General features: G+C 59.2%; 24 protein-coding genes, 1 other RNA gene and 1 CRISPR repeat array. Of the genes, 5 read left to right on the forward strand and 20 right to left on the reverse strand.

Translation table 11 applies throughout. From position 1 onward, the window contains the following. Positions 1-8 precede the first annotated feature (8 nt). From recR to QK300_RS04960, 6 genes are all read right to left on the reverse strand, one after another. The gene (gene recR / locus QK300_RS04935; protein ID WP_042088106.1) at positions 9-626 is read right to left on the reverse strand and encodes a recombination mediator RecR; all 618 of its coding nucleotides are present in this window, start codon (positions 624-626) and stop codon (positions 9-11) included. Between the two features lie 7 nt (positions 627-633). Then, positions 634-957 (reverse strand): YbaB/EbfC family nucleoid-associated protein, encoded by a 324-nt coding sequence (locus QK300_RS04940; protein WP_281300505.1) that lies wholly within the window; start codon positions 955-957, stop codon positions 634-636. Continuing rightward, positions 954-2819 carry a DNA polymerase III subunit gamma/tau gene (locus tag QK300_RS04945; RefSeq protein ID WP_281300504.1) on the reverse strand — a complete coding sequence of 622 codons (1866 nt, stop codon included), beginning with the start codon at positions 2817-2819 and terminating at the stop codon, positions 954-956. Before QK300_RS04945 ends, QK300_RS04940 begins: the two co-directional genes overlap by 4 nt. A 106-nt stretch (positions 2820-2925) precedes the next feature. Next, positions 2926-3020, reverse strand: an RNA gene (gene ffs / locus QK300_RS04950) — signal recognition particle sRNA small type. A gap of 80 nt (positions 3021-3100) precedes the next feature. Further along, a complete protein-coding gene (locus QK300_RS04955; RefSeq protein ID WP_281300503.1) occupies positions 3101-3487 on the reverse strand; it encodes a DUF6768 family protein in 387 nt (128 codons plus the stop codon). Beyond that, on the reverse strand, positions 3471-4055 hold the full coding sequence (locus QK300_RS04960; RefSeq protein ID WP_281300502.1) for an RNA polymerase sigma factor: 585 nt from the start codon (positions 4053-4055) through the stop codon (positions 3471-3473). The genes QK300_RS04955 and QK300_RS04960 overlap by 17 nt, the downstream gene beginning before the upstream one ends. A 177-nt stretch (positions 4056-4232) precedes the next feature. Between QK300_RS04960 and nudC the strand changes: the two genes are divergently transcribed. The 3 genes from nudC to QK300_RS04975 all read left to right on the forward strand — a co-directional run bounded on the left by nudC (position 4233) and on the right by QK300_RS04975 (position 8839). Next, positions 4233-5186, forward strand: coding sequence for an NAD(+) diphosphatase (gene nudC, locus QK300_RS04965; RefSeq protein WP_281300501.1), 954 nt, complete (start codon positions 4233-4235; stop codon positions 5184-5186). Positions 5187-5243: 57 nt separating this feature from the next. Beyond that, positions 5244-7973, forward strand: coding sequence for a M1 family metallopeptidase (locus tag QK300_RS04970; RefSeq protein ID WP_281300500.1), 2730 nt, complete (start codon positions 5244-5246; stop codon positions 7971-7973). A gap of 269 nt (positions 7974-8242) precedes the next feature. Then, complete coding sequence (locus tag QK300_RS04975; RefSeq protein ID WP_281300635.1) at positions 8243-8839, forward strand: cytochrome c family protein; 597 nt, start codon at positions 8243-8245, stop codon at positions 8837-8839. Between the two features lie 69 nt (positions 8840-8908). On the opposite strand, the gene QK300_RS04980 is transcribed toward QK300_RS04975, so the two are convergent. From QK300_RS04980 to QK300_RS05020, 9 genes are all read right to left on the reverse strand, one after another. Continuing rightward, on the reverse strand, positions 8909-9790 hold the full coding sequence (locus QK300_RS04980; RefSeq protein WP_281300499.1) for a C40 family peptidase: 882 nt from the start codon (positions 9788-9790) through the stop codon (positions 8909-8911). Positions 9791-9801: 11 nt separating this feature from the next. Then, positions 9802-10188 carry a MarR family winged helix-turn-helix transcriptional regulator gene (locus QK300_RS04985; RefSeq protein ID WP_281300498.1) on the reverse strand — a complete coding sequence of 129 codons (387 nt, stop codon included), beginning with the start codon at positions 10186-10188 and terminating at the stop codon, positions 9802-9804. A gap of 62 nt (positions 10189-10250) precedes the next feature. After that, on the reverse strand, positions 10251-11678 hold the full coding sequence (locus QK300_RS04990) for a leucyl aminopeptidase family protein (RefSeq protein ID WP_281300497.1): 1428 nt from the start codon (positions 11676-11678) through the stop codon (positions 10251-10253). Between the two features lie 52 nt (positions 11679-11730). Next, positions 11731-12039 (reverse strand): EthD family reductase, encoded by a 309-nt coding sequence (locus tag QK300_RS04995; protein ID WP_281300496.1) that lies wholly within the window; start codon positions 12037-12039, stop codon positions 11731-11733. Between the two features lie 157 nt (positions 12040-12196). Continuing rightward, positions 12197-12910 carry a hypothetical protein gene (locus tag QK300_RS05000; protein ID WP_281300495.1) on the reverse strand — a complete coding sequence of 238 codons (714 nt, stop codon included), beginning with the start codon at positions 12908-12910 and terminating at the stop codon, positions 12197-12199. Between the two features lie 24 nt (positions 12911-12934). Further along, a complete protein-coding gene (gene chrA / locus QK300_RS05005; protein ID WP_281300494.1) occupies positions 12935-14311 on the reverse strand; it encodes a chromate transporter in 1377 nt (458 codons plus the stop codon). 54 nt (positions 14312-14365) lie between these two features. Continuing rightward, positions 14366-15790 carry a mercury(II) reductase gene (gene merA, locus QK300_RS05010; RefSeq protein ID WP_281300493.1) on the reverse strand — a complete coding sequence of 475 codons (1425 nt, stop codon included), beginning with the start codon at positions 15788-15790 and terminating at the stop codon, positions 14366-14368. Positions 15791-15819: 29 nt separating this feature from the next. Further along, positions 15820-16191 (reverse strand): cation transporter, encoded by a 372-nt coding sequence (locus QK300_RS05015; RefSeq protein WP_281300492.1) that lies wholly within the window; start codon positions 16189-16191, stop codon positions 15820-15822. Between the two features lie 11 nt (positions 16192-16202). Further along, positions 16203-16529 (reverse strand): mercuric transporter MerT family protein, encoded by a 327-nt coding sequence (locus tag QK300_RS05020; protein ID WP_348651828.1) that lies wholly within the window; start codon positions 16527-16529, stop codon positions 16203-16205. Positions 16530-16702: 173 nt separating this feature from the next. On the opposite strand from QK300_RS05020, the gene QK300_RS05025 reads away from it, so the two are divergent. Beyond that, a complete protein-coding gene (locus QK300_RS05025; protein ID WP_281300490.1) occupies positions 16703-17113 on the forward strand; it encodes a helix-turn-helix domain-containing protein in 411 nt (136 codons plus the stop codon). A gap of 99 nt (positions 17114-17212) precedes the next feature. On the opposite strand, the gene QK300_RS05030 is transcribed toward QK300_RS05025, so the two are convergent. Together QK300_RS05030 and QK300_RS05035 are read right to left on the reverse strand one after the other, a co-directional pair. Then, entirely contained in the window at positions 17213-18136 is a 924-nt protein-coding gene (locus tag QK300_RS05030) for a hypothetical protein (RefSeq protein ID WP_281300489.1), read from the reverse strand. Beyond that, positions 18133-18657 (reverse strand): RNA polymerase sigma factor, encoded by a 525-nt coding sequence (locus tag QK300_RS05035; RefSeq protein WP_281300488.1) that lies wholly within the window; start codon positions 18655-18657, stop codon positions 18133-18135. The genes QK300_RS05030 and QK300_RS05035 overlap by 4 nt, the downstream gene beginning before the upstream one ends. 188 nt (positions 18658-18845) lie before the next feature. Between QK300_RS05035 and QK300_RS05040 the strand changes: the two genes are divergently transcribed. Next, positions 18846-19229, forward strand: a complete 384-nt coding sequence (locus QK300_RS05040; protein ID WP_281300487.1) for a DUF4168 domain-containing protein — start codon at positions 18846-18848, stop codon at positions 19227-19229. Positions 19230-19791: 562 nt separating this feature from the next. Further along, positions 19792-23397: a CRISPR direct-repeat array (repeat unit 32 nt; unit sequence GTTTCGATCCACGCCCCCGCGTGGGGGGCGAC). 333 nt (positions 23398-23730) lie between these two features. On the opposite strand, the gene cas2 is transcribed toward QK300_RS05040, so the two are convergent. The 3 genes from cas2 to cas4 are packed head-to-tail and all read right to left on the reverse strand — an operon-like array spanning position 23731 to position 25761. Continuing rightward, on the reverse strand, positions 23731-24021 hold the full coding sequence (gene cas2 / locus QK300_RS05045) for a CRISPR-associated endonuclease Cas2 (protein ID WP_281300486.1): 291 nt from the start codon (positions 24019-24021) through the stop codon (positions 23731-23733). Between the two features lie 10 nt (positions 24022-24031). Beyond that, positions 24032-25066 (reverse strand): type I-C CRISPR-associated endonuclease Cas1c, encoded by a 1035-nt coding sequence (gene cas1c / locus QK300_RS05050; RefSeq protein WP_281300485.1) that lies wholly within the window; start codon positions 25064-25066, stop codon positions 24032-24034. Next, positions 25063-25761 carry a CRISPR-associated protein Cas4 gene (cas4, locus tag QK300_RS05055; protein WP_281300484.1) on the reverse strand — a complete coding sequence of 233 codons (699 nt, stop codon included), beginning with the start codon at positions 25759-25761 and terminating at the stop codon, positions 25063-25065. Before cas4 ends, cas1c begins: the two co-directional genes overlap by 4 nt.

Raw genomic sequence — 25761 nt, forward strand, 5'->3', positions numbered from 1 at the left:
CCAGCCGCTCAGAATTTTCGGCGGGCCTTCAAGGCAGCGGCCAGGGTGCCATCATCGAGATAATCAAGCTCGCCCCCCACCGGCAGGCCATGGGCAAGGGCGGTAACCTCAACCCCGCAATCGGCCAGCCGATCGGTGATATAATGGGCCGTGGTCTGCCCATCGACCGTGGCATTAAGGGCAAGGATCACCTCTTGCAGATCGGGACTTTGGGCCCGGGCGATCAGGGCCGGGATCGACAGGTCATCAGGCCCCACCCCATCGAGCGCCGATAAGGTACCCCCCAAAACATGATAACGGCCCCGAAACAATCCAGCCCGATCCAGCGCCCACAGATCAGCAACATCTTCGACGACGCATAAAAGCCCGGCATCCCGGCGGGGATCGCGGCAGATGGCGCAGGGATCGACAACATCCACATTGCCGCACTGGCCGCAGATTTTGATGCTTTCGGCGACATCTGCCAAAGCCCGGGCCAAAGGCTGCATCAGCCCTTCGCGCTTTTTGATGAGCTGCAAAACCGCCCGACGCGCCGAACGCGGGCCAAGGCCCGGCAATTTCGCCAGCAAAGCGATCAGGCCATCGATACCAACCGGCGCGGCTGGAGGAGTGAAGCGATCAGGCATCTGCTGTTCAGAAAGGCAGTTGGATGCCTTCGGGCAGGGTCAGCCCTCCGGTGATTTTTTTCATTTCTTCCTGGCTGCGCTCTTGTGCTTTTTGCCGGGCATCATGATGCGCCGCCTTGATCAGATCTTCGAGAATTTCGCCCTCTTCGGCCTTGAGCAGCGACGGATCGATATGAAGGCCGCGCAAATCCCCTTTGGCCGATAAGGTCACCCGCACCAGGCCGCCACCCGCTTGGCCAGTCACCTCGATGCTGTCTAACACCTGCTGCATATCGGCCATTTTCTGCTGCATCTGTTGTGCCTGCTTGAGCATTTGGCCCAGATTTTTCATGCATTCTTCTCCTTGCCCTTTAATGACGGGCCTTGAAACAAAAGATCATCCGATGAACCCGCATCGGGAAATAGCCCATCGGACGGATCAAATCCATCCCCCTCCGGCGGTTCATCGAGCGATGGTTCGATCCGATGGGGGGGCCGGATATCGACGATCCTCGCCCCGGGAAACTGCGTGAGAACGGCACTGACAAGGGGATCGGCCAAAGCATTTTCGTGCTGGCGTTTTTGCTGCTCCAGTTCGTTGTCACGCAAGCTGGGGGCACCATCTTCATTGCTGATCACCACCTGCCAGGCCATTTCGGTCCATGCAAGGAGGCAGCTTTGCACCCGGCGCGCCAGATCGGGCGGGGCCTTGTCTGAAACATTGATCGTCAGCCGCCCGGGGCGATAATCCACCAGCCGCACCTGATCTTTCAGGGTTGTTGCCAGCACCCCTTCCTTTTCAGCATGAAACAGGCGGACCAGAGCCGCAAAATCTTTTGGTGGGGCATGCCGGGGCTGCATCTTTTGGGGCGGCATCTGTTGGGGCGGCGAACCGGCGGCAGTTCCCGCGCCCTGATGATCGGGCCTCAGGGCCAGAATGCGGGCGCTTTGGGGCTGGTTTTCAGAGGAAGGTGCTGAGGAGGGAGCCGAAGTCTGGCCCGATGATGGGGCCGCATCAGTGCTTTTGGTATCATTTTTTTGCAGCGCCCGGATCACATCGGCAGGGCTGGGCAGATCAGCGGCATAAGCCAGCCGGATCAGCACCATTTCCGCCGCCGCAATCGGGCTGGGGGCACGGCGCACCTCATCCAGCCCTTTCAAAAGCATCTGCCATGCCCGGGTCAGATGCGGCATGGCAAGGCTTTGGGCCATCTCGGCCCCCTGATGGCGCTCGGCTTCGGGGGCGCTTGTTTCCCCGGCTTCGGGCATCACCTTCAGCCGGGTCAGCCAATGGATGAGATCGAGCATATCGCCCAGCACCACCGCCGGATCGGCCCCCAGATCATATTGCCCGCGCAGGATGGTGAGAGCTTCTGGCAACTCGCCTGCCATCACCGCTTTGGTGAGATCGAGAACCCGCGCCCGATCCGCCAGCCCCAGCATATCGCGCACATCATCAAGGCGCACCGCGCCGCCGCCATGGGCAATCGCCTGATCGAGCAAAGAAAGCGCATCGCGCACCGATCCTTCGGAAGCCCGGGCGATCATCGCCAGCGCCGTTTCATCGGCCTCGGCACTCTCTTTCTCGCAAATGCCCTTCAGATGGGCAATCATCGCCTGCGCATCCACCCGCTTTAAATCAAAGCGCTGGCAGCGCGATAAAACAGTGACCGGAAGCTTGCGGATTTCGGTGGTGGCAAACAGGAATTTGACGTGGGCAGGCGGCTCTTCAAGGGTTTTGAGAAGGGCATTGAAGGCATTTTTCGAAAGCATATGCACTTCATCGATGATGTAAATTTTATAGCGGGCAGACACCGGCGCATAATGCACGCCATCGATGATTTCACGAATATCATCAACGCCGGTGCGGCTGGCGGCATCCATTTCGATGACATCCACATGGCGCGATGCGGCAATCGCCGTGCAGGGATCGCACTGGCCGCAGGGGCTTGTGGTGGGGCCGCCATTGCCATCGGGGCCAATGCAATTAAGCGCCCGGGCGATCAGCCGTGCGGTTGTGGTTTTGCCCACGCCGCGCACCCCGGTGAGAATGAAGGCATGGGCCAGCCGACCGGCGGCAATGGCATTGCCCAATGTGCGGACCATCGCCTCCTGGCCGATCAGGGCTTCAAAGGTTTGCGGGCGATATGTGCGCGCCAGAACCCGATAGGGAACATTGCTAGGCTCAGGATTGGATTCGCGGTTATCGCTCATGGGGCCGACCCTGTTCTGGACTGATGATGGGCCGATCTTATGGCAAAGCGCGCCCCTGTGGCCACCGATCTTTGCGTGCAGATCCCGCAGGATGGCAAAATCGTCAAGGTGGAAACCGGCACGACCCGGACCGAATTCGTTACGGCTGCTTCCTTCCGGACCTGACCGGATTGGCGAATGGTTCGTCCGCACCGGCTTCCACGGGCTATATGCGTGTTTGGCGCCGATGATGCAAGAGGGGATGCACATGGTTGATGCGGATGCCCCTCTCTCTGGCGGCCTTATTCCGCTTTGCTGTCGGTTTTTGTCGTTTCCATTAAGGACAACCGCAATTCCAGCCGTTTCACTTCACGCAGGATGCGATTCGCTTCCATATGGCTGCCCATGAAGCTTTTGCCTGAAAGGGTGGTCAGGAATAGAAGAATGGTCCCCACACCCCAGCGCACGGCCATAACGCTTTCCGGCGCGATGAGCATCTGCCAAAAGGCATAAACGCCGCCCAAGAAAGCAAAAATTTGCATCAGATTAACCAGCCATATCACCCAGCCGAGCGGGCCGCGAAACAGCCCCTTGGCCTGCGTGAAATATCCCGGTTCCCGGCTGTGGCCCGACACTGTCCTGTTTTCATGCTTCAGGGCGTCTTCGATCAACTCATCCAGCTTGCTCATCGTCATATCCTTTCATGATGTCGCGAATTTTCGAGCGCCCGTGCATCAGGCGGGTCTTCACCGTTCCCACAGGAATTTCCAGCGCGATGGCAATGTCTGCCACGCTCAGATCGTCCAGATAAAAAAGGGCCAAAGCGGCCTTTTGCGGCCCCGGCAAAGTCTGCAAAGCCGCCAGAACGCGGGCTATGTTCGTTTGGCGCGCGCTGTCGGCCTCCTGATCAACATGCGGTGCATCGGCAAGCGGGGTCGGTTCGGCCGCCAGAGCTTTCTGGCCAGTCCGGTTCTTTTCCAATTGCCGAATAGCGCGGGCGCAGCGGCGCGTGACGATGCGATAGGCCCAGGCGGGAAATGCGCGGGCATCATCCAACCGTGCCAGACCACGCACAATCTGCTCCCATGCTTCTTGCGCCATATCCTGCGCCATGGCTTCATGTTCTAAAAGCCTGTAGGCATGGCGCAAAAGCCGAGGATGGAAGCGGGCTACCAGATGATCCAGTGCCCGTCGGTCGCCTACGCGGGCGGCCGTCACCAGATATTCATCAAGCAGGTGCTCTTTATCGCTGCGCACGATGTGGTCCCCTCCTTAGTGTTGGTGCTCTCTGCCTTGATCGCCTCAACACACTGTCACACAGGAATAAGGTGTCGGATTGTTCCATCTCGGTTCATTGACCAATGTTGTTTTTTTGCGAGCGCTTTTTTTTAAAGGACGATTGGTCTGGCGACTGATCTATGGCATCACAGGCAGATGAAATCCGCATCTCTTTATCGCCCGGACCTGCGCATCGCCTATTGCGGCAATCCTCTTGATCGCTGTGAAAATCGCCGCGGTGACGAACACTGGCTGCAGGACGCGTCTCAAAAGGGGCGTTTTTTGGCCATACGGGCCGGGAAAATCGCCGTTCATGCCGGTCCTCCGCTCCGCTTATGCCTGTTTGATCAGGCACAGATCGCCCCCTTGATCAAAGCCGGGGCTGATCTTGTGTTTTTGGGCGTAGACCCCGACCAAACCCCGCTTTTTGCCATCCGCGCCCCGGATGACTGGGTTCTGCCGGATGCTATGGGCCCGGCATCCCCATCACCTTTTTTCATCGATGGGCGATCACTGGCCTTACAATTAAGCGATCCCCGCCATGATCAGGGGACCACCGGGATCGCCGCCCAGGCGCTGGCCATTCTGGTCTGGCACCGCCATCATCGTTTCTGCGCCCGCTGCGGTGCCCCGACAGAATCGCGGCGGGGCGGCTATCAGCGCTGGTGCGCGGCCTGTGAAACCGAGCATTATCCCCGCACCGATCCGGTGGCGATCATGCTGGCGGTGCGCGGCGATCATTGCCTGATGGGGCGACAGCCCGGCTTTCCGGCGGGCATGTATTCGGCGCTGGCGGGCTTTGTGGAATCGGGCGAAAGCCTTGAAGCCGCGGTCCGCCGTGAAGTTCATGAAGAAGCAGGCATCACAATCGGCGGGGTGCAGTATGTGGGCAGTCAGCCCTGGCCTTTTCCCTCGAATCTGATGCTGGGATTTTTGGCCGAAGCCCTGGATGATCAGATCGTGATGGATCGAGAAGAGCTGGAAGATGTCCGCTGGTTTCATCGTGATGAGGTGACGGCGGCCTTGATGGGAACGAATCCAAGCCTCGTTCTTCCCCAATCCATTGCCATCGCCCATCATTTGCTCAGAAGATGGCTGGACGAACGCTAATCACTGATATTATGGTTCGATACAGTCAAAATACCAATAAGCATCGGGAGACGGCACATGCGCATCATGCGCACATTTTATACAACCATGGCGCTTATGGGCCTTGGGGCCCTGGCCGCTTGTGGCAATGAGGGCGAAACCGGATCGGGCCCTGAAAACAAAGCAGAAAAGGTCGCGGATGCGATCCCCGCCGGCCAGCTTGGCATGGCGGTGGTGCCCGAACATTATCGCCTCAATCTCACCATTCTGCCGGAAGAAGAGCGCTTTTCCGGGCGTGTGGGCATTGATATCACCATCAATCAGCCCGCATCGGTGATTTTTTTGCATGGCAATGATCTGACGGTTGAGGATGTGTGGCTGACAACCGGCGAGCAGCGGATTGAGGCCAGCTATGAACAGGTGGATGCCACCGGCATTGCGCGTCTTGATCTGGATCAGGTGCCACCCGTTGGGGCTGCAACCCTCCATTTTGTTTATGATGCCCCGTTCAATGGCGCCCTTGAAGGGCTTTATAAGGTGAGCGACGGGGGCGATGCTTATGCCTTTACGCAATTTGAAGCGACTTCGGCGCGGCTGGCTTTCCCGAGCTTTGATGAGCCGGTGTTTAAAACGCCTTTTGATATCAAGGTCACAGCCAAAGCCGATGATGTGGTGATCACCGCCACCCCGCAAACCGCTGTCACCGATCCTGAAAATGGGCTGGTCACCCGCAGCTTTGCCACCACCCCGCCCCTGCCTACTTATCTGATCGCTTTTGCCGTGGGGCCTTTGGAGGTGGTTGATTTTGGCGATCTGCCGCCCAATGATGTGCGCGACCGGCCTTTGCCCCTGCGCGGGGTGGCCACAAAGGGCAAGGGGGATCAGCTTGGCTATGCCCTTGAAAATACCCAGCCTATCGTTGATGCGCTGGAATCCTATTTCAATGTTCCCTTCCCTTATCCCAAAGTTGATATCATCGCGGTGCCCGATTTTGCCGCCGGTGCCATGGAAAATGTGGGGGCGATCACCTATCGCGAGCAATTGCTTTTGCTGGGGGATGGCACAACCGTTTCCGAAGCGCAAAAGCGCCGCTATGCCTCGGTTCATTCTCATGAACTGGCGCATCAGTGGTTTGGCAATCTGGTTACCCCCAAATGGTGGGATGATATCTGGCTGAATGAATCTTTTGCCACATGGATGGGGAACAAGGCCGTTGATATGGCCTTTCCGGGGGGCGGATATGCCACCGCAACCTTCCGTGGGGCGCTGGGGGTGATGGGGGCTGATTCGCTCAGCACCGCCCGGCAGATCCGGGAGCCGATCCTGTCGAACCATGATATCGCCACCGCTTTCGATGGGATCACCTATCGCAAAGGCGGCGGGGTATTGGCGATGTTTGAAGCCTGGCTGGGCGAAGATGCCTTCCGCGAAGGGGTGCGGCTGCATATGCAGCGTTTTGCCCATGATGTGGCGGATGTGAATGATTTTCTGTCGTCTTTGGCAGATGGATCGGGCCGCCCGGATGTGGTGGATGCTTTCCGCAGCTTTCTGTTTCAGCCCGGCGTTCCCATCGTGCGGGCGGAATTAAGCTGTGCCGATGGCGCCAATCCAACGGTTTCCCTGTCGCAGCAGCGCTATTTCCCTCTTGGCTCTGAGGGGGATCGCAATCGCACATGGCAGGTTCCGGTGTGTATGGCTTTTGGGGCCGAAGGGGACGAACGCAGCCGCATTTGCACCTTGCTCAGCACCGAACAGGCCACTGTCGATCTGCCCATGGATCAATGCCCGGCCTGGCTGATGCCCAATGATCAGGGCTCTGGCTATTATCGTATGGCGCTTTCAGATGAAGGCTGGTCGGCACTGTTTGAGAATTTCAATCAGTTGAGCGACCGGGAAGCTCAGGCGCTTTTGAGTTCCCTGTCGGCGGCCTATCGGTCTGGTGATGCCACCACCGAAACCCTGGTCGAAGCCTTTCCTGTTCTGGCTGCGGCGTCTGATCGCGAAGTCGCAACCCAGCCTTTGGGGGATCTGGCCCTGATGAAGGAACGTCTTGCGGGAACTGACGCGGCGAAAGCTGGAATTGCGGCGCTGATCCAACAGCTTTATAGCGAGCGTCTGGCGTCTTTGGGGCTTGAAGCCAAAGCGGGTGAGGATGGCGATAGCAGCCTGTTCCGCGCCAGCCTTGTGGGGGCTTTGGCCCTCCTTGCCGAAGATGATGCGGTGCGGGCGGCTTTAGTCAGCCGTATCGAAAATTATCTGGCAGCCGATGACCTCGACCCTGCGGCCATCGACTCCGGCCTTGTGGGCACCGCTCTCACCGTGGCGGTGGCCGATAAAGACCCGGCTTTTGCGCAAAATCTGCTGGATCGGGCTTTGGCATCGCGGGATGCCACCTTCCGTCAGCGGGCGCTTTCGGCCCTTGCTTCCGCAGCCGATGATAAGGTAGCGGACATGATGCGCGGCATCATCGGCGATCCCCGCCTGCGGGATAATGAAGCCACCATGATTGCCTTCACCCAAAGCGGCGAGCCTGCCCAACGCGAAGCCATCTGGACCTGGATGCAAAGCAATATGGATGTGCTTTTGCCGCGCATCCCCACTTGGCGCAAAGGGGCCATCGTCAATATGGGGGCGGGCTTTTGTTCCACCGAACGGGCGAACGAAGTGGATGCCTTCTTCCAAAATAAGGTTGAAGACCTTGAAGGCGGCCCGCGTGAACTGGCCCAAACAGTGGAGCGGATCACTTTATGCGCCGCGCTTTTGGCAGAAAAAGGCCCGGAAGTGGATGCCTATTTCGCCGCGCGCTAAGCTTTGATGCCCTGATTCAGAAAGGAGCGCCGGGTGGATCATCCGGCGCTTTTTGCGTTTATCGGTCATATTGACGTTCTGTCGCATTGCATCGGGCGGTTTCGCAGGATAAAAGCAGCCCAAAGAGGGTGCGGCTTGTCAGATCTGCGGCAGGCGGTTTAAGCTTTGCGCCGCAAAATTGAGCGGGTTTGGCACGTTTAAGCCAGCATGTTTGGGTCAACATGTTTTGGCTAAAAAACTGGGGTATAGGAGCACAGTTCGTGGATACGATGACGATTAACAAAATCCTTGCGGGGATCCTGATCTCGCTTTTGCTGGTCAAGGGCAGCGCCATGCTGGCCGAAGGGCGGTTTCATGTTGAAGCCCCGGAAACCCCGGCCTATGCCGTGGCCCTGCCCGAAGCCGAAACGGCTGATGCCGCCGCACCGGAAGAACAAGGCCCCAGCCTTGCCATGTTGCTGGCTGATGCATCGGTCGATAAGGGCCAGCGTGCCTTTGCCAAATGCGCGGCCTGTCACAGCTATGATAAGGGCGGAGCCAACAAGATCGGCCCCAATCTTTATGCTGTGGTGGGGGCATCGATTGCGCATGTGGATGGCTTTAGCTATTCCGATGCCCTGCAAAATCATGAAGGCGATTGGACCTATGAGCGCCTTGATGCTTGGCTGCTCGATCCCAAAAGCACGATTCCGGGGAATAAAATGGCCTTTGCCGGGGTCCGCAAGGAAACGGAACGCGCTGATCTGATTGCTTTTTTGCGTATGCAGGCGGATGACCCCGAGCCCTTGCCGGTCGCAGAAGAAGCGTCCGCAGATGAAGAAGCCGCAGATGAAGAAGCCGCAGAAGATCAGGCGGCTCAGGAATAAGCCGAGCTTTCAAGTGGATGGAGATGCGGGGGCCCGAAGATGGGCCCCCCTTTTTTTATGATCAGGCTTTTATGATCCGGCGGGTTTGGGGGGGCGGAACAGCCCGCGAAACGGTGCTTCATGATGTTTGCCCACCCAGCCGATCACATCTTCGATGGGATTGGCGGTGACGGCCATGAAAGTGGCATTGGCATGGAGCAGGGTTTCCTGATCCAGCATGATCCCTACATGACCGGGAAAAAACGCGAGGTCACCCCGACGGGCGGTTTCAAGGCTTTGCGGGGACCAGCCTTTGGCCAATATCGCCTGATATTGCAGATCGCTATCGCGCGGCAGATCAAATCCGGCCCGAGCCATCGAGACCTGAACAAGACCGCTGCAATCGATACCGCTGGCGGTTTTGCCCCCCCATAAATAAGGAACATCGTAAAAACGTTCCGCAACCAGCACCGCATCTTCATAAGGGCCATCAAGGGGCGCCACATGCCGGGTGCTGATCCAGCCATCACATTCCACCACATGATAAAATCGGCCGCATGCGCTTAGATCATCAAGGCTTAAAAGGGATGTCATGGGCAGCAGGCCAAGAACCGGCGATTTCATATCGGCCTTACTGTAAAGATGGGCAAACAGGCTGATGATGATATGGCTGGGCGGCGCTGGCTCAGGCGGCAGATCGATATTGAAAGCCTTGGCGGTGGCATAGCCCACATAGCCATCGCGTTGAGATTGCCCCCAGATCCAGCCCACGCGATTTTCATAAACCGTAAACCGCTCGCCAAATAAAAGCTCGGTCATCTGCTTGCCACGGCTGTTTCGGCTGCCGCGCAGGGCCGTGCTGCCTTTGATTATGATCGCCGTGTGCCCTTCTGCATAGCGCAGGGCCTTCACCTTATCTTTCAAGGCAGAGGCCGCAAGATCGGGGCGGGCCGGGGTTATACGGGGGTCCATCTTCAAAAGAATTACAAAGCCTGTGCTGCCGTTTGTGCGGAGTGATCTGCCTGCGGCCTTTGCGGCTCACCGGCGCGAACCACCGAATCGCGAAATTCGCTGAGATAAACAGCCCCCTTCACCGTGCGTTGCACCAGAACGCTGCGCCGATCTTTTTCATCGCGCTTTCTTTTCAGATAGCCATGAACGCTCAAACTATCCAGCGCCCGGGTGATCACAGGTTTTGCAACCCCCAGTTCAGCCGCCAGCCCGCGCACGGTATGTGGCGGCGAGGTGGTATAAACGCTGAGCAGAATGGCCATCTGCCGGGTGGTGAGATCCGGCGCATCATGGCGCACACTGCTGACCAAAGCACGGTGCCAAAGCCCCAAAACATCAGCCAAATTCTGTTGTGCCAAGATCTGATCCTATCACCCCATATTCATTAGGATAGCGTAACAAAATTGGCTCAAAAGGCAAGTCAGGATGCGGTATAGCGGTTTTTGATCACCTCGAAACTGGCACGCAGGGCCATCGCTTCCCCCCCCATCGGGCGACCGGGGCGGGGCTTTTGCGCCCAAGCATAGACATCGAAATGCGCCCAGCACTGGCCTTTTTCAATAAACCGCGAGAGATAAAGCGCCGCCGTAATGGCTCCGGCAAAGGGGCTATCGCCCGCATTGGCAATATCGGCGATGGAGCTATCGAGATATTCGAGATATGCATCCCATAAAGGCAGCCGCCACAAGGGATCACCCGTGTGGATCGCGGCTTTGGCATAGCTTTCGGCCAGAGCATGATCGGCGGTGAATAAAGCGGGCAGATCCGGCCCCAAAGCCACCCGCGCCGCCCCGGTCAGCGTTGCAAAATCGAGCAAAAGATCGGGCTTTTCCTCACAGGCCCAGGCCAGCGCATCACATAAAACCAGCCGCCCTTCGGCATCGGTATTGCCAATCTCCACCGACAATCCCTTGCGGGTGCGCAGAATATCGCCGGGGCGAAAGGCATTGCCCGCGATGGCATTTTCCACCGCCGGGATCAGCACCCGCAGGCGCACGGGCAGATCATCATCGATGATCCTTTGGGCCAGCCCCAGAACATGCGCAGCACCACCCATGTCTTTTTTCATCAGGCGCATCCCGCTCGCGGGTTTGATATCCAGCCCCCCCGAATCAAAACACACACCCTTTCCCACCAAAGTGAGGCGGGGCGCATCGGGCGACCCCCAGCGGATATCGATGAGACGCGGCGCATCGCTCGATGCCCGGCCAACCGCATGGATGGTGGGGAAATTCTGCGCCAAAAGCTGCTCGCCGCAGATCACCTCGATATCCGCCGACCAGCTTTTCGCCAGATCGCGGGCCACCCGCTCCAGATCGCCCGGCAGCATATCATTGGCGGGGCTGTTTATCAGATCACGCACCAAGGCGATGGCTTTCGCATCCCGGATGGCCGCGATCCGCGCTTTTGCATCGGGAATGATCAATTGCCTGAGCGGGCGATCCGGCTGATTTTGAAGATAGGGATCATAGCGATAATGGGCTAAAGCCCAGCCAAGCCCGGCCATCATCTGGGCCTGGGGCGGCATATCCCCATCGATGAAATAGCATCCCGGCGGTAAGCGTTCGGCCACCAGCGCCCAGCCCCAGGGATCGGGGCCTTGAAGGCTGCCAGCCTCACCCAAGCCCACCAGAATGACCGGCGCGAAATCCGTGGCTCCGGGCAGCATCAGCACCGCGCCTTTCTGGGGCCGGAATTGATGCCGCTCCACCCATGCCCGGCTCGATGGCGGGGCGGTTTGAAGCCACTGCTCAAAACCGGCCTGATCCAACGCCCGGATCGCCAGACAATCTTCAAAAGCGCGATCATCGGCCTTCGCCAAAAGGCACGGCCCGGCATCAAACGTCACGGTTTCACCTCTTCATCGGGGTTTTTTTGGGGAGAGTGGCTTTGCCGCCTCATCAGCCGACGATTTCACCGATCATGGTCAATGGTGTTCCATTATAAAAATTGGGGATATCGGCCACCGCCGGGCCCATTTTGGTCATGGCTTCATCCATGCTGGCCTGATCGGCAAAGCGGATGGTGGCAATGGCATGAAAGGGCGGTGCCGTATCAGGGCCACCGGCCAGGCCCTTGATCACCATGGTGCTTTCGATCTGGGCGCCGATCTGCCTGGCGACAATCGCCATATGCGTGCTGTTGTAATAGGCGTGATCAAAGTGGGTTCCCTCAGCCTGAGGATATAAAACCTGCAAGGATAAAGACATAAACAACCTTTCAAAATGAAGGCCCCCTGTTCCACGATCAGGAACCCGGAGGACGTAAGAGCAGGATCAGACCATCAGCATAAGCGCCCTCATGCCCTTTCGGCAATGATTTGCACCGAGGGTGCCCCTTGAGGATCGGAAGGCCGTTTTAAGGCCCTTATGATTCCGCGAGATAAACGGTTTGGGTAAAGGGTTTGTCTTGCAGTGGATTATGAAATGTCACCGGCTCGGCCCAGGCCTTGGAAAAAACAGTGTTGAGCCGCGCGGTAAAGGCATCATCGGGCAAATCATTCGACCATAGGCCAAACACCCCGCCCGGCTTCAGATGGGATGCCACTGCCCGCAGGCCATCGGCTTGATAGAAATTCGTGCTGCGGGCATCGAGCAAATCATCGGGTGCATGATCGATATCCACCAGAATCGCATCAAATAGCCGCCCAGGCATAGCCGGATCAAAGCCTTTTTCGCTTTTGGCCAGAGCAAAAAAATCACCGGCGATGATCTGGCAGCGCGGATCATCCATCAGCACAGGGCCAAGGGGCAAAAGCCCGCTGCGGTGCCAATTGATCACCGCATCCAGCATTTCGATCACAACCAGCGATCCCACCTGTTCATGCTCCAAAACCGCCTGCGCGGTATAGCCAAGCCCCAAGCCCCCCACCAGAATATCGAGCTTATCCCCTGTAAGGGCCGCGATGCCTAAGCGGGCGAGGGCAATCTCGGATTGGGTAAAGAGGCTCGACATCAAAAAGGCATCGCCGAGCTTGATTTCAAAAACATCGATGCCCAAGCTCAATTCGCGACGGCGGCGCAGGCTCAGATCCCCGATGGCGGTGGGTTGATAGTCCAATTCTTCAAAAAGCATGCTCATAGGGGTCAATCTTATATCGGAGGTTCAGATCACGGCTATCCCGGAGAGATGAAAGACAAAGCCAATCCCAGCGCAGCCCGCCAGAATGATGACCGGCTTTAAACGAAGATAAAAAACCCCCAGCGTGGCCAAGGCCGCCAGCACCAAAGCCGGGCCATTGAGAGAGGCCATGATGGGAATATCGAGTTCTAAACCAAAGGCATTGTAGGGGCGCAATTCAGTAAAGATCACATGCAATCCAAACCATAAGGCAAGATTGAGGATCACCCCCACCACGGCGGCGGTGATCGCCGTCAGCGCCGCTGTCACCGTTTGATTTCCCCGCAGCCGTTCGATAAAGGGCGCGCCCAGAAAAATCCATAAAAAACACGGGGTGAAGGTCATCCATGTGGTGAGCAGGCCGCCCAGTGTTGCGGCCAATAGCGGCGGCAGGCCCCCGGCATCGCGAAAGGCCCCCATGAAGCCCACAAATTGGGTGACCATGATCAGCGGGCCGGGGGTGGTTTCCGCCATGCCCAGCCCATCGAGCATCTCACCCGGGGCCAGCCAGCCAAAATTCTGCACCGCTTCCTGTGCCACATAAGCCAGCACCGCATAAGCACCACCGAAGGTGACCACCGCCATGACACTGAAAAATCCGGCAATCTGGGTAAAAATATTCTCCGGGCCAAATACCCCAAACAGTGCCATCAGGGGAACGAGCCAGGCGCCAAGAAAAATGGCTGAGATGCGAAAAGCCCAGCCACGGTTCACCCGGCTGTGCGCGGGCGCTTCCTCGCCCAAAAGGCTATCGCGATCCGCCACTTCGATCTGGCCCGGCTTGCCATGTCCACCGCCAGCCATGAAGGCACCAAGCCCGGCCCGGGCCCCCAAAAATCCGATCAGCCCCGCACCGATGATGATCAGCGGAAAGGGGACGGCAAAGCCAAAAATGGCAATGAAGGAAGCCCCCGCGATGGCCAGCATGGCCCTGTTTTTCAAAGCGCGCGATCCGATACGGATCACCGCATCCACAATAATGGCCAGGACAGCCGCCTTCAGCCCGAAAAACAAGGCTTCAACCGGCCCGGCATGGCCCCAAAGGGCATAGATCCAGCTCAAGGCCATGATCGCCACCACACCGGGCAAAACGAATAAGACACCGGCGATGATCCCGCCCGGCGTGCGATGCATCAGCCAGCCGATATAAACCGCAAGCTGCATGGCCTCGGGTCCGGGCAGCAGCATGCAATAGTTGAGCGCATGGAGAAACCGCTTTTCGCCCAGCCATTTATGATCTTCGACCAGAATCCGGTGCATCAGGGCAATCTGCCCCGCCGGGCCGCCAAAGCTCAAAAGGCCGATCTGTGCCCAGATGCGGGTGGCCTCGGCAAGGCTGGGATAGGGGCGCTTTTGGATCATCGGGCTTTGACCATCATGACGGGGGCTTTGCATAAGGCAAGGGGGCCACAGGCCCTATCCCGCGCAGCAGGACAGCTTGGCCACATCTTTGTCAAAGGTCTGTGCCGCCAGTTTCAACCCTTCGACCGTGGTGAGATAGGGGAAAATCGTCGCCCCCAGCTCTGCTGTGGTCATGCCATGCTTGATCGCCAGAACCAAAGTCTGGATCGAATCCGCCCCTTCAGGCGCCATGATCTGTCCGCCCAACAGGCGATCGGTGGTTTTATCGGCCACCAGCTTGATCATTCCCCGCACATCCCGCGCTGCCAGCGCGCGCGGCACCGCATCAAGGGGCAGCAGCGAGGTTTTCACATCCAGCCCCTGTGCCCGCGCCGCCTGTTCGGTCAGCCCGACACTGGCCACCTGCGGATCGCTGAACACCACAGCGGGCATGGCGGCATTATCATAGCGGTGTTGATGACCGCCCATGGCATTGCGGGCGGCCAGCTTCGCCCCATAAGCGGCCATATACACATAAAGATCGCGGCCCGTCACATCACCAGCGGCATAAATGCCGGAAACGCTGGTCTCGCAATACTCATCCACCATAATCCCGCCCGTGCGATCCAATCTGATGCCGCGTTCTTCCAGCCCCAAACCATCGCTATTGGGCTGGCGTCCGGCAGCGATCAGCAACTGCTCGGCCTCAAGGGAAAAGCGCTGCCCCTCATCGCTGATGCTGAGGGCAATCCCTTGATTGGTTTTTGTGATATGCTCATAGCGGATGCCTTTCACGATGCGCACGCCTTCGGCTTCCAGATAGGTTTGCAGGGCCGTGCTCAATTCCTCGTCGAGCTGGGGCAGCAGGCGGCTGCGGCAGCAAATCGTGACCGCCACCCCCATACGGGCAAACATCTGGCCCAATTCAATACCGATCACCCCGCCGCCCATCACCAGCAAGGATTTCGGTAGCTGCGCCAACGCCAGCGCGGTGGTGCTGGTGAGGAAGGGCACAGTATCCAACCCCGGAATGAGGGGAATGGCGGCGCGCGCGCCGGTGCATAGGATGATTTTTTCAGCCGACAAGGGATCATCACCAACCCTCAGCGTCGCGCCATCAAACCGAACCTTGCCCCCAATATAGCTGATGCCTTCATAGGCTGGCAGCAGATCGGCATATTTTTTCTGGCGCAATTCACCGACCAAAGCATCCTTTGATGCGGCCAGCGCGCTCCAATCATTGAATTGCACAGCGCCGACAAGGCCGGGAAAGCGCGCGGCGGCACGTCCGCCATGGATCGCCTCAGCCGCACGAATCAGGTTTTTAGAGGGCACACAGCCGACATTGACACAGGTGCCGCCAATCGTGCCATGGCCGATCAACGCCACCTTTGCGCCCAGTTCAGCGGCGGTGATCGCAGCAGAAAAGCCCGCCGATCCCGCGCCAACAACGGCCAGATCATATCCTGTCCGCAAAGATGGGGTACAACATTCAGGCATCACAAATCCTTTTGAACCTAAGGGGGCAGCTATTCCACCGCATGGGCCGGATAACCGGCATCAGTGGAAGCGGCAGCGATCTGCGCCAAAGTTGTGCGCTTGGGATCAAAGCTGGCGCGCGCCGTTTTGCGTTCGAAATCCACCTCGACCGCGCTGACCCCATCCACCCCTGCCATGGCTTTTTTGACCGTAACCGGACAAAGGGCGCAGGTCATGTTTTCAACGGCAAAAGTGACCTGCTGCAGCGTCGCTTCGATCTCGGATGCGGTGGCTGGCGTTGGGTCTTTGGGATTTTTCGCAATTTTGGCGGAGGTATTCCCGGGTAACATGTCAAGACCGATGACCAGACCAGCGGCGGCCATGGCCCCGATCAGCAATCCAACGAGCATGATTTTTTTCACGAGATATCCTTTCAATAGAACAGGGGGGCCCACCAATCGATGCTGAGCGCGAGGATAACGATAACCAGGCCAAGCCACAGCATCGTCTTGGTAAGACGTGCCGATTGTGGCCGTGCACAGTAAGAGCCTTCCGCGCAGGGCGGCCTCGGCTTCAGATAGACATGCCAGAAGCCGAAGCCGATCAGCACCAGTGTCAAGGCCGCAACATAAGGCTTTGCGGGTTCGAGGGCGGTAAGATTGGCGATCCATGCGCCCGAAATGCCAAGGGTAACAAACAGCAACGGCAGAATGCAGCAGGCCGAGGCAATCCCGGCACCGGTCATGGCGCCCGTGGTGATCCAGAAGGACCGCTTTTGCTCCCGCTTTTCATCGCGGCTATCAGCCGGATTTTCCGCTTGCTGTGGTTCTGATTGCGTTTTTGATATGACAGCCACAGCCTATATCCTTTGCTTTCAAACCTGAGACTCTTTTGATAATCTCTGTAGTAGCTACAGGCTCAAGAGGTTTTTTCATGGAGCATAAAAAGGGCATGTTACGGGCGCAGCTCGCGCGCAAAACGGGCTGTCATCTGGAAACCATCCGCTATTATGAAAAGAGCGGGATGCTCCCCGATCCGCCGCGCACGGCTGCGGGCTATCGGGTTTATGAGGATCGCCATGTCGCCCGCCTCAGCTTCATCTTGCGGGCGCGCGAACTCGGTTTTTCTATCGAGGAAATCCGGGGACTGCTCGATCTCGTTGATGGCGGCGATCAGACCTGCGCAGACGTGATGGCGCGGACCGAACATCATCTAGCGGATGTGCGCGCGAAAATTGCCGATCTTCAGCGCATGGAACAGATCCTTGGGGATGCACTGGCCAGATGTTCCGGCGATGAAGTGCCGGATTGCCCGATCCTTGATGCCCTGCAATCGGGGGATTGATTTGGCGGTGCGACATAGGCCCTGCGCGCAGGTTTCCCTCAAATCAACCCGCCGCCATCACCTCAGCTTGTTCTATTGACCTCGCAAAAAACCATGCGATCAATAAGATTCATCAACAGTATTCGCCTTTTGTGGAGTGGGTGGTGCGACTGGGACGACGGGCTGAGCAAGCTTTGGGGCGATGATCTGCACATCCTGCACATGGGGTGAATGATCTGGTACATCGGTCATGGAATTGCGCACCAGTTCAGCAATTTTTGCAGCGCGGGTGCGATCAAGCGAACCGGTCAGCGCATAGACCAACGGCCCTTCCTGCCAATAGGCGATGGATTGGCTTTCCTTTTGCGCAAACTCAATCGTCGGGGCTTCTTTTTCCCAGCGGGTTTTAATATAGAGATTGACCGAGTCGCCAGATGAGTTGGTGTATTTCAGCTCAACAAATTCCTGCGGTCCGCGTGTAACCAGCCGCCGCCCTTGCAGCATGTAACCGGCCTGCGTCAGATTAGGCGCCTGCATTTCAAGCGCGACTTTCTGAGTCAGCCAATTGAGGGGATCGGTCTGATGCGATGAATTGATTTCCAGTTTTTCAACGGACATGGCTTCAAAGGATGGCTCGGCGTTCAGTGCAACCTGTTGCAGGAAGCTACGCACCATGCCGTCTTCCGAAGAGACGATATCGCCGCTGTGATAGGCTCCCAACCAGCCGCCCCCGGCGGATAAAGCACAAAGCGCAAACACGGCAGCCACCTTGCCTATTGTCGGCATCATTTTTCTAACCGGACGATTGAGGACAGCCAATAAACGCTGCGGCACAGGCTCATCAGCAGCATGTTCATAGGCTTGGCGCAGCAGCCTGTTATATTCCATATAGTCTTCGACTTCCGCCGCTTTGTCCGGATGGCGCTTCAAATACGCCTCCACCTTGCTGGCGCGCGGGCCATCCAGAAGTCCATCCACATAAGCGTGTACATCACGCTCGTCCATCACTTCAAAGGGCTGTATCTTGTCGTTGCTGGTTGTCATGACGGTGTCCTCACAGTCTCCTTCGAAGGCTTTTGTATGGTTTCATGGTTGAGCGCCGTGTTTTTCATCTCGGCGCGCAGGTCCGCGCGCGCGCGCGTCAACCGCGAACGCACCGTGCCGACCGGAATATTCATGATCTGCGCGGCCTGATCATAAGAAAAGCCTTCCACGGCAACCAGCAGCAAAACCTCGCTATGCCGGGGCTTCAGATTTTCCAATGCTTTGAACATTCTGTGACATTCCAGCCTTACATCTTGTGAGGCATTTATAGACAAGGCTGGATTTTCACTCATGTCGTCCGCTGCAACCTCTTTTAAATTGGCCTGCTTGCTGTAGCGATTTAAAAAGACTGTATATTGTACGCGATAGAGCCAGCTTCTGATGCTGCCCTCGCGCCGCCAGCTATGGCTTTTCCTGATAACGCGTTCCAAGGTATCCTGCACCAGATCATCCTTATCGCCGCGCCCACGCATCAAAATTCTCGCATAGCGGCGCAATGCCGGGATTTCCCGCGCAATCATCCAGTTGATTTCCCGGCGTTCATGCTCGCTCAGCTTCATGAAAAACAAAACTCCCTCGCCCTTTCCGATCTTACCTTAAGACAGCGCTCGCCTCAGAAAGGTTCCAAATAAAAATGGAACTTTTTTGACCGCTTCCTTGTCCTAGGGGTGCCTTAGGCAAATGAATGAACCGAAAAGGAGCTATCGACATGCTTTCGCTGAAAAACGGACTTCTCGTGACTGCATCCACAATTGGCCTGTTATCCCTGGGTGGGGCCGTGTCTTTTGCTAACGCGCAGGAAAACAGAATGCCCCCCCAGGGCCAACACCAACAAGTTGATGTAAGCGATGCGCACTTGCAGGAATTTGTCAAAGCGCAGGCTGCCGTCAGCCAGATACAGGCTCAGTTTCAGGCTCAGGCTGCCGATATCAGTTCGCAAACTGAAATGACCGCCCTCAGGCAACAGGCAAACGAGCAGATGGTTCAGGTTATCCAACAAACAGACTTGAACATCGAGCAATATAATCAGATTGCCTCCGCCGTGCAAACCGACCCCAATGTGCGGGAACGATATATAGAAATGGTCCAGTAAGCGCGGTTGGGCCGTTAAGAGTTTTAAAGGGCGCTGGCATAAAGCCTTCGCCCTTTAGCTCATAACAGTAAAAAGAAAGAATCGTTTCTGAGCGAATTGCTCGATTTCTGATAAGCGAAGAACGATTAACCGATATTCGAAATCATTCTCACCTATGGATAGTCCCCCAATTTTAACAGGGCTCATCCGCATCCATAAAACCATAAAGACTTTTCTGGAAATTTCTGCTATTCTTGATGGGTGCGGTTGTCCTCGTGGCGAAGCGTGACGTATCGGCTGAAAGCGTTACCGGGCAGCCTATTCAGTCCCTGCCGGTTTGAGGCGACCGCACAACTGTTGATTTTGATGGGGATGCGAGGCCGTCAGCCGGAAATACAATGTGCCTAGCGCGCGTCCGCGCATGCCGAGATCCGCGTCTTCTACAGGCGCTGTTCGTTCATTTTAAAAGCATAAGCCCGCGGCGTGCTTGCTGTCCTTCTTCTACGGCTGGCCAACAGCAAGTTGCATGGCGCGGCGCTTATAGGCGGCATAGCTATGACGCGCTCGCCACTCCCTCTGACGCGTTTCGATCCACGCCCCCGCGTGGGGGGCGACTGGCATTCCAGAGCGAAACGGACACGAACGGATTGTTTCGATCCACGCCCCCGCGTGGGGGGCGACCATCCGGGCCGAAAAAGGTCGCCGCCATCATAACGTTTCGATCCACGCCCCCGCGTGGGGGGCGACGCGCCTCCGGCCCGCACAAATGCAGCAGCAAGAGGTTTCGATCCACGCCCCCGCGTGGGGGGCGACATAGCGACGCCGACATCATCGAGATTCACCCGACGTTTCGATCCACGCCCCCGCGTGGGGGGCGACCGCAGGCGCGTCCGGCCGCCGAACCGCGCTGATCGTTTCGATCCACGCCCCCGCGTGGGGGGCGACGCCCAAGAGAGCCTGACCACATGTTCGCCTGCCTGTTTCGATCCACGCCCCCGCGTGGGGGGCGACAAACAGCCGTGCATTGGCATGCTGCTCTGCCTCGGTTTCGATCCACGCCCCCGCGTGGGGGGCGACACCCCTCAGGTTGCCGTTATGGCGCGGGAGGCGTGTTTCGATCCACGCCCCCGCGTGGGGGGCGACGCCCAAGAGAGCCTGACCACATGTTCGCCTGCATGTTTCGATCCACGCCCCCGCGTGGGGGGCGACTCTCCAAGTCCCGAAGCGCCGGAGACATGGACGCGTTTCGATCCACGCCCCCGCGTGGGGGGCGACCTTGCCGCGCGCGCCGTTCGCGATGTGCGCCTTGTTTCGATCCACGCCCCCGCGTGGGGGGCGACTTCCGGCGGTGTGACTTGACCGTCAGTCAACTCGTGTTTCGATCCACGCCCCCGCGTGGGGGGCGACTAGGCAGCCATTGCGGATAGAGGTTAGGCCCCGCGTTTCGATCCACGCCCCCGCGTGGGGGGCGACATCGCCTCCGTAATGCCCGCATTGGTAGTCGCTCGTTTCGATCCACGCCCCCGCGTGGGGGGCGACAGCTTGACCTGCTTGCCAACGTCCCGCCCCTCGGGTTTCGATCCACGCCCCCGCGTGGGGGGCGACCCGCCGCCTATTTCTTTCAGGTCCGGATCTTCGTTGTTTCGATCCACGCCCCCGCGTGGGGGGCGACGGGGACGACATGACGACGACAAGCGACATGGTGCGGTTTCGATCCACGCCCCCGCGTGGGGGGCGACGAGCTTGACCTGCTTGCCAACGTCCCGCCCCTCGGGTTTCGATCCACGCCCCCGCGTGGGGGGCGACGCAGGGCCGCATCCCATGCCATGGGGATCAGCCGTTTCGATCCACGCCCCCGCGTGGGGGGCGACGCTGATCGGCGGCGGCGGTGGTGGGGCCGCCAAGTTTCGATCCACGCCCCCGCGTGGGGGGCGACACGCCCGCGAGCCCGGCCCACGTGCTCGGCTCGCGTTTCGATCCACGCCCCCGCGTGGGGGGCGACTAAGACCACACATCAAACGGATTGACGCAAGCGTGTTTCGATCCACGCCCCCGCGTGGGGGGCGACGCACGAGGCGGAGGAAAAACGCCGGGCGGCCGAGGTTTCGATCCACGCCCCCGCGTGGGGGGCGACGCTGAGGGCAGGCCATGGTTGAGATCACCGCCATGTTTCGATCCACGCCCCCGCGTGGGGGGCGACTATCCGACAAGGAACACACGGCGGCGGCGCTGTGGTTTCGATCCACGCCCCCGCGTGGGGGGCGACCCGTTATTGTTGGATTATCATAACACATAACGCCCGTTTCGATCCACGCCCCCGCGTGGGGGGCGACCTGCTTGCGGAGCACCTGGAGGTTACGCGGATCGTTTCGATCCACGCCCCCGCGTGGGGGGCGACGCGCCCGTGCGCGAGACGACCGGTTTCAACAATGTTTCGATCCACGCCCCCGCGTGGGGGGCGACGCGGTAGGAGTGGAGGATTTTAACGCTATCGGCGTTTCGATCCACGCCCCCGCGTGGGGGGCGACTGGTGCGCACCCACAACAAGACCTTAGAGGACGTGGTTTCGATCCACGCCCCCGCGTGGGGGGCGACTCGGCCACGTCCTGCCAGTCGTAAACCGTGCCGACGTTTCGATCCACGCCCCCGCGTGGGGGGCGACGTGGATTTCACTTGCTGAATACGACGACGCAGGCGTTTCGATCCACGCCCCCGCGTGGGGGGCGACCCGCCGCCTATTTCTTTCAGGTCCGGATCTTCGTTGTTTCGATCCACGCCCCCGCGTGGGGGGCGACGTTATGTCGATAACCGCGTCCAACAGGTCGATAAGCGTTTCGATCCACGCCCCCGCGTGGGGGGCGACATGCCGACCACTTATCGCATCGATGTGCAGGTTTTGTTTCGATCCACGCCCCCGCGTGGGGGGCGACGCATAAGCGGAGTGCAATTCCGCGCCCTCAGAAACGTTTCGATCCACGCCCCCGCGTGGGGGGCGACACTGCTTGCGGAGCACCTGGAGGTTACGCGGATCGTTTCGATCCACGCCCCCGCGTGGGGGGCGACTGCCTGTTCATAGGCTAATTTGAGCCTCGAAAGCGTTTCGATCCACGCCCCCGCGTGGGGGGCGACGCCAGCACCACGGTGCGCCGGTCCCCGGCCACGGGTTTCGATCCACGCCCCCGCGTGGGGGGCGACGCGTCCTGCGGGTTGTCCTGCGGGGTGCGGCTCAGTTTCGATCCACGCCCCCGCGTGGGGGGCGACGCTCGGCCTCGTCGAGGTCGTCGCCAGGGCACCAGTTTCGATCCACGCCCCCGCGTGGGGGGCGACACCCCGCCGGGTTGCCCTCGCCCGCAGGTATCTGGTTTCGATCCACGCCCCCGCGTGGGGGGCGACCCTCCATATGTGGAACATTTCGGGGTTAAGCCATTGTTTCGATCCACGCCCCCGCGTGGGGGGCGACTCGACGGCCGAATAGACTTCGCTGCCGATGCCAAGGTTTCGATCCACGCCCCCGCGTGGGGGGCGACAGCGAGGTTTTCGCTGACAGCGCGCTCCTGGATGGTTTCGATCCACGCCCCCGCGTGGGGGGCGACGTTTCCAGCTCGTCGCGCTTGGATGCTGGCACCAGTTTCGATCCACGCCCCCGCGTGGGGGGCGACGCTGCTTGCCGGTCTCGTCATGAGTTTCGGGAAAGTTTCGATCCACGCCCCCGCGTGGGGGGCGACGATGCCTCCATGTGCTGGCGATCCCACTCTTGCCGTTTCGATCCACGCCCCCGCGTGGGGGGCGACATCGCCTCCGTAATGCCCGCATTGGTGGTTGCTCGTTTCGATCCACGCCCCCGCGTGGGGGGCGACGGCGGCAAGCTCGTCGAGTGCGAAGACGATGCATGTTTCGATCCACGCCCCCGCGTGGGGGGCGACCCTGCGACAGCGACAGCAAGCATGTTGCCGGGAGTTTCGATCCACGCCCCCGCGTGGGGGGCGACACCACCGGTGCCCCCGCCTGCCCATCCGGTAACGTGTTTCGATCCACGCCCCCGCGTGGGGGGCGACAAAGGCGGACTAAAGCCCGAGACATGGTACCGCGCGTTTCGATCCACGCCCCCGCGTGGGGGGCGACGCGAGCAGGACCATTGCCGAGCCGGCGCCACGCCCGTTTCGATCCACGCCCCCGCGTGGGGGGCGACTCTCTTTGGCTAACAGCTTGTTTTGCCTTTGAAAAGAGTCATGTCCGCGCGAAACTCGGAAAAAGCGGCCAGCAAAAAGGGGGTGTTTATCCCCGCGGCAGAATTTCATAAACAATATCAAAGAGCTAAGGCGGGTGCGAAGGCCCCGGGAAATGCCGACACGCTTGCGGTTCGCGCCTCTCGGCTCCTGGCCCGGTTTCTGACCCGGCTCCTGGCCCGGTTTCTGACCCGGCTCCTGGCCCGGATCGATACAGGATCGCGTTTCCCGATTGACCGCCGCCCCGGGCGCCCCCCGCCGATCATCGCCAAAATGCGGGATCACGCCCGCGCCTTTCAGATGATCAGCGTTCCTCCCAGATCGGTCGCCGGCTTTGCACCCACATGCTCCACACGGCGGCGCCAGTTCGAGCCCAGATGATAATAGCGCAGGCTATCATGATTGGCATCGATGATGGACTCAAGAGTGGCCTTCAGCATCGTCCATTGCGCAGGCTCGACCTCGATTTCAAAAACCGAATACTGAACACGCTGACCATAATCCCGGCACGCCTTGGCAACATGGCGAAGGCGTTTGGCGCCATTGCCTTCGGTTACACTGACATCATAGGTTACCAGCACCATCATGGCGATTGTCTCACTTCCAGAACCAGGGCGGATACGCATCAAGGTCGCCGCGCAGATGGCGCGCCAGCAATTGCGCTTGTAAATAGGGGACAAGGCCGAGCGGTGCGGTTTCCTCGATAAAGGGATGGCGGCGTTCCTTGCGCTTGCGTTCCTGCCACGCTGTCAGCACCGTTTTGCGCGCGTCGTCGGTCAGAAAAACCGCACCGCTTTCCTGGATAATGAAATCCTTCGCCCGCAATTGACGACGGTTGACAAGAGAAAGCGCCAGCCGATCGGCCATAATGGGACGCAATTCCTCCATCAGATCGAGCGCCAGACTGGGCCTGCCGGGGCGATCGCGATGCAAAAAGCCGACAGCCGGATCAAGGCCAACGCTTTCAGCCGCGCTGCGGCAATCATGAGTGAGCAAGGTATACAGAAAGGACAGCAGGGCATTGATCGGGTCCAGCGGCGGCCTGCGGGAGCGGCCATGAAAGCGCAGCGTTTCATCGGGTGAACGGATGAGATGGTTGAACACGGAAAAATACAGATTGGCCGCTTCGCCCTCTGCCCCCCGCATTTGATCTGTTTCCAGAGTGGCCCGAGCGACCCGCCGCAGGATGTGCGTCATGCGCTGTGCAGCGCCGGAAATCGCCGCCGTGGCATCGGGATCAAGCGTATCCCCATAATCGCGCAGGCAGCGCATGAGGATGGCGCGCTGATTCGATATCTTGCCGATAACAAGGCTGCGCACGATCTCGTCGGACATATCCGAAAGACGATATTGCGCCCGCCGCAGCAGAACATTGCCGCTGATCGGCCCTTCGATGCGGGCCTGAAATCGCCCGTTGCGGGTCAGCAGGATGATGGCGATGCCCGCTGCGGCACAAGCCCCGATCAGGGCGGGCGAAATATAAATAGGACCAAACAGAACCACAGCGGCCAGCATGTGCAGCGGCGCCCGGGCGCGTTCCTCGCCCTCGATCTCGACAACGAGATTTTCGCCATCTTTTCTAAGGCCCGCCCCTTCGGTCGTCACATAGAGAGTATTGAGCAGTTTTTTCATGGTGCGGCCTCGCTTTCATCCAAAAGACTGGCCAACATGCGATCCCGCCACTGCCGCGCGCCCTTGGCCGTGGCTTTGGGGCGGCACTGATCGATCAGCGAGCAGGCGCGGCACAGGCTGGGTTTATAAATGGCGGGCGGCGTTTCGAGCGTGGTGAAGACCGCCCGCATCTGGGCAATGGTTTCTTCGGTCAAACGCCGTAATGCGGCATCGATGGGCACGATGACGCGCCTTTTGGTTTCACCATAATAGAGCGCACCCTCGGGCACGGCGCAGCCGGTCATGTCCTCAAGGCACAGCGCCTGCGCGCAAAGCTGCACTTCGTCGGCGCGGTGGAGCTTGGCCTTGCCGCGTTTATATTCGACCGGATAGGGCGTCTCGCCGCCCGCGCCGTTCGCATGGGGACGAAACTCCACAAGATCGGCAACGCCAGCAATGCCAAGACGCTTGGAAGCGAGGGAGAGCGCCGTCACCCGCCGCACGCCGCGCGCTTTCCGCTCACCGGGGATGGATGAGGCCATATGCATCACATGCCCCTCGGCAGTAAAGCGATTGTCCGCCCAGATGCGCTCCAGATGGATGAGCGCCGCCTGCCGCAGGCAGTAAACGGCGTGCTGAAGCGCGGAGAGCGGGATGGGGTCGCCATCCCGCTCGTCTACTTGCGCTATCGGGGCGGAAGGGGCGCCCGCCTTCAT

It is taken from the genome of Iodidimonas sp. MBR-22, from assembly GCF_029946565.1.
In the GTDB taxonomy this organism is placed as follows: Bacteria; Pseudomonadota; Alphaproteobacteria; order Sphingomonadales; family Rhodothalassiaceae; genus Iodidimonas; species Iodidimonas nitroreducens.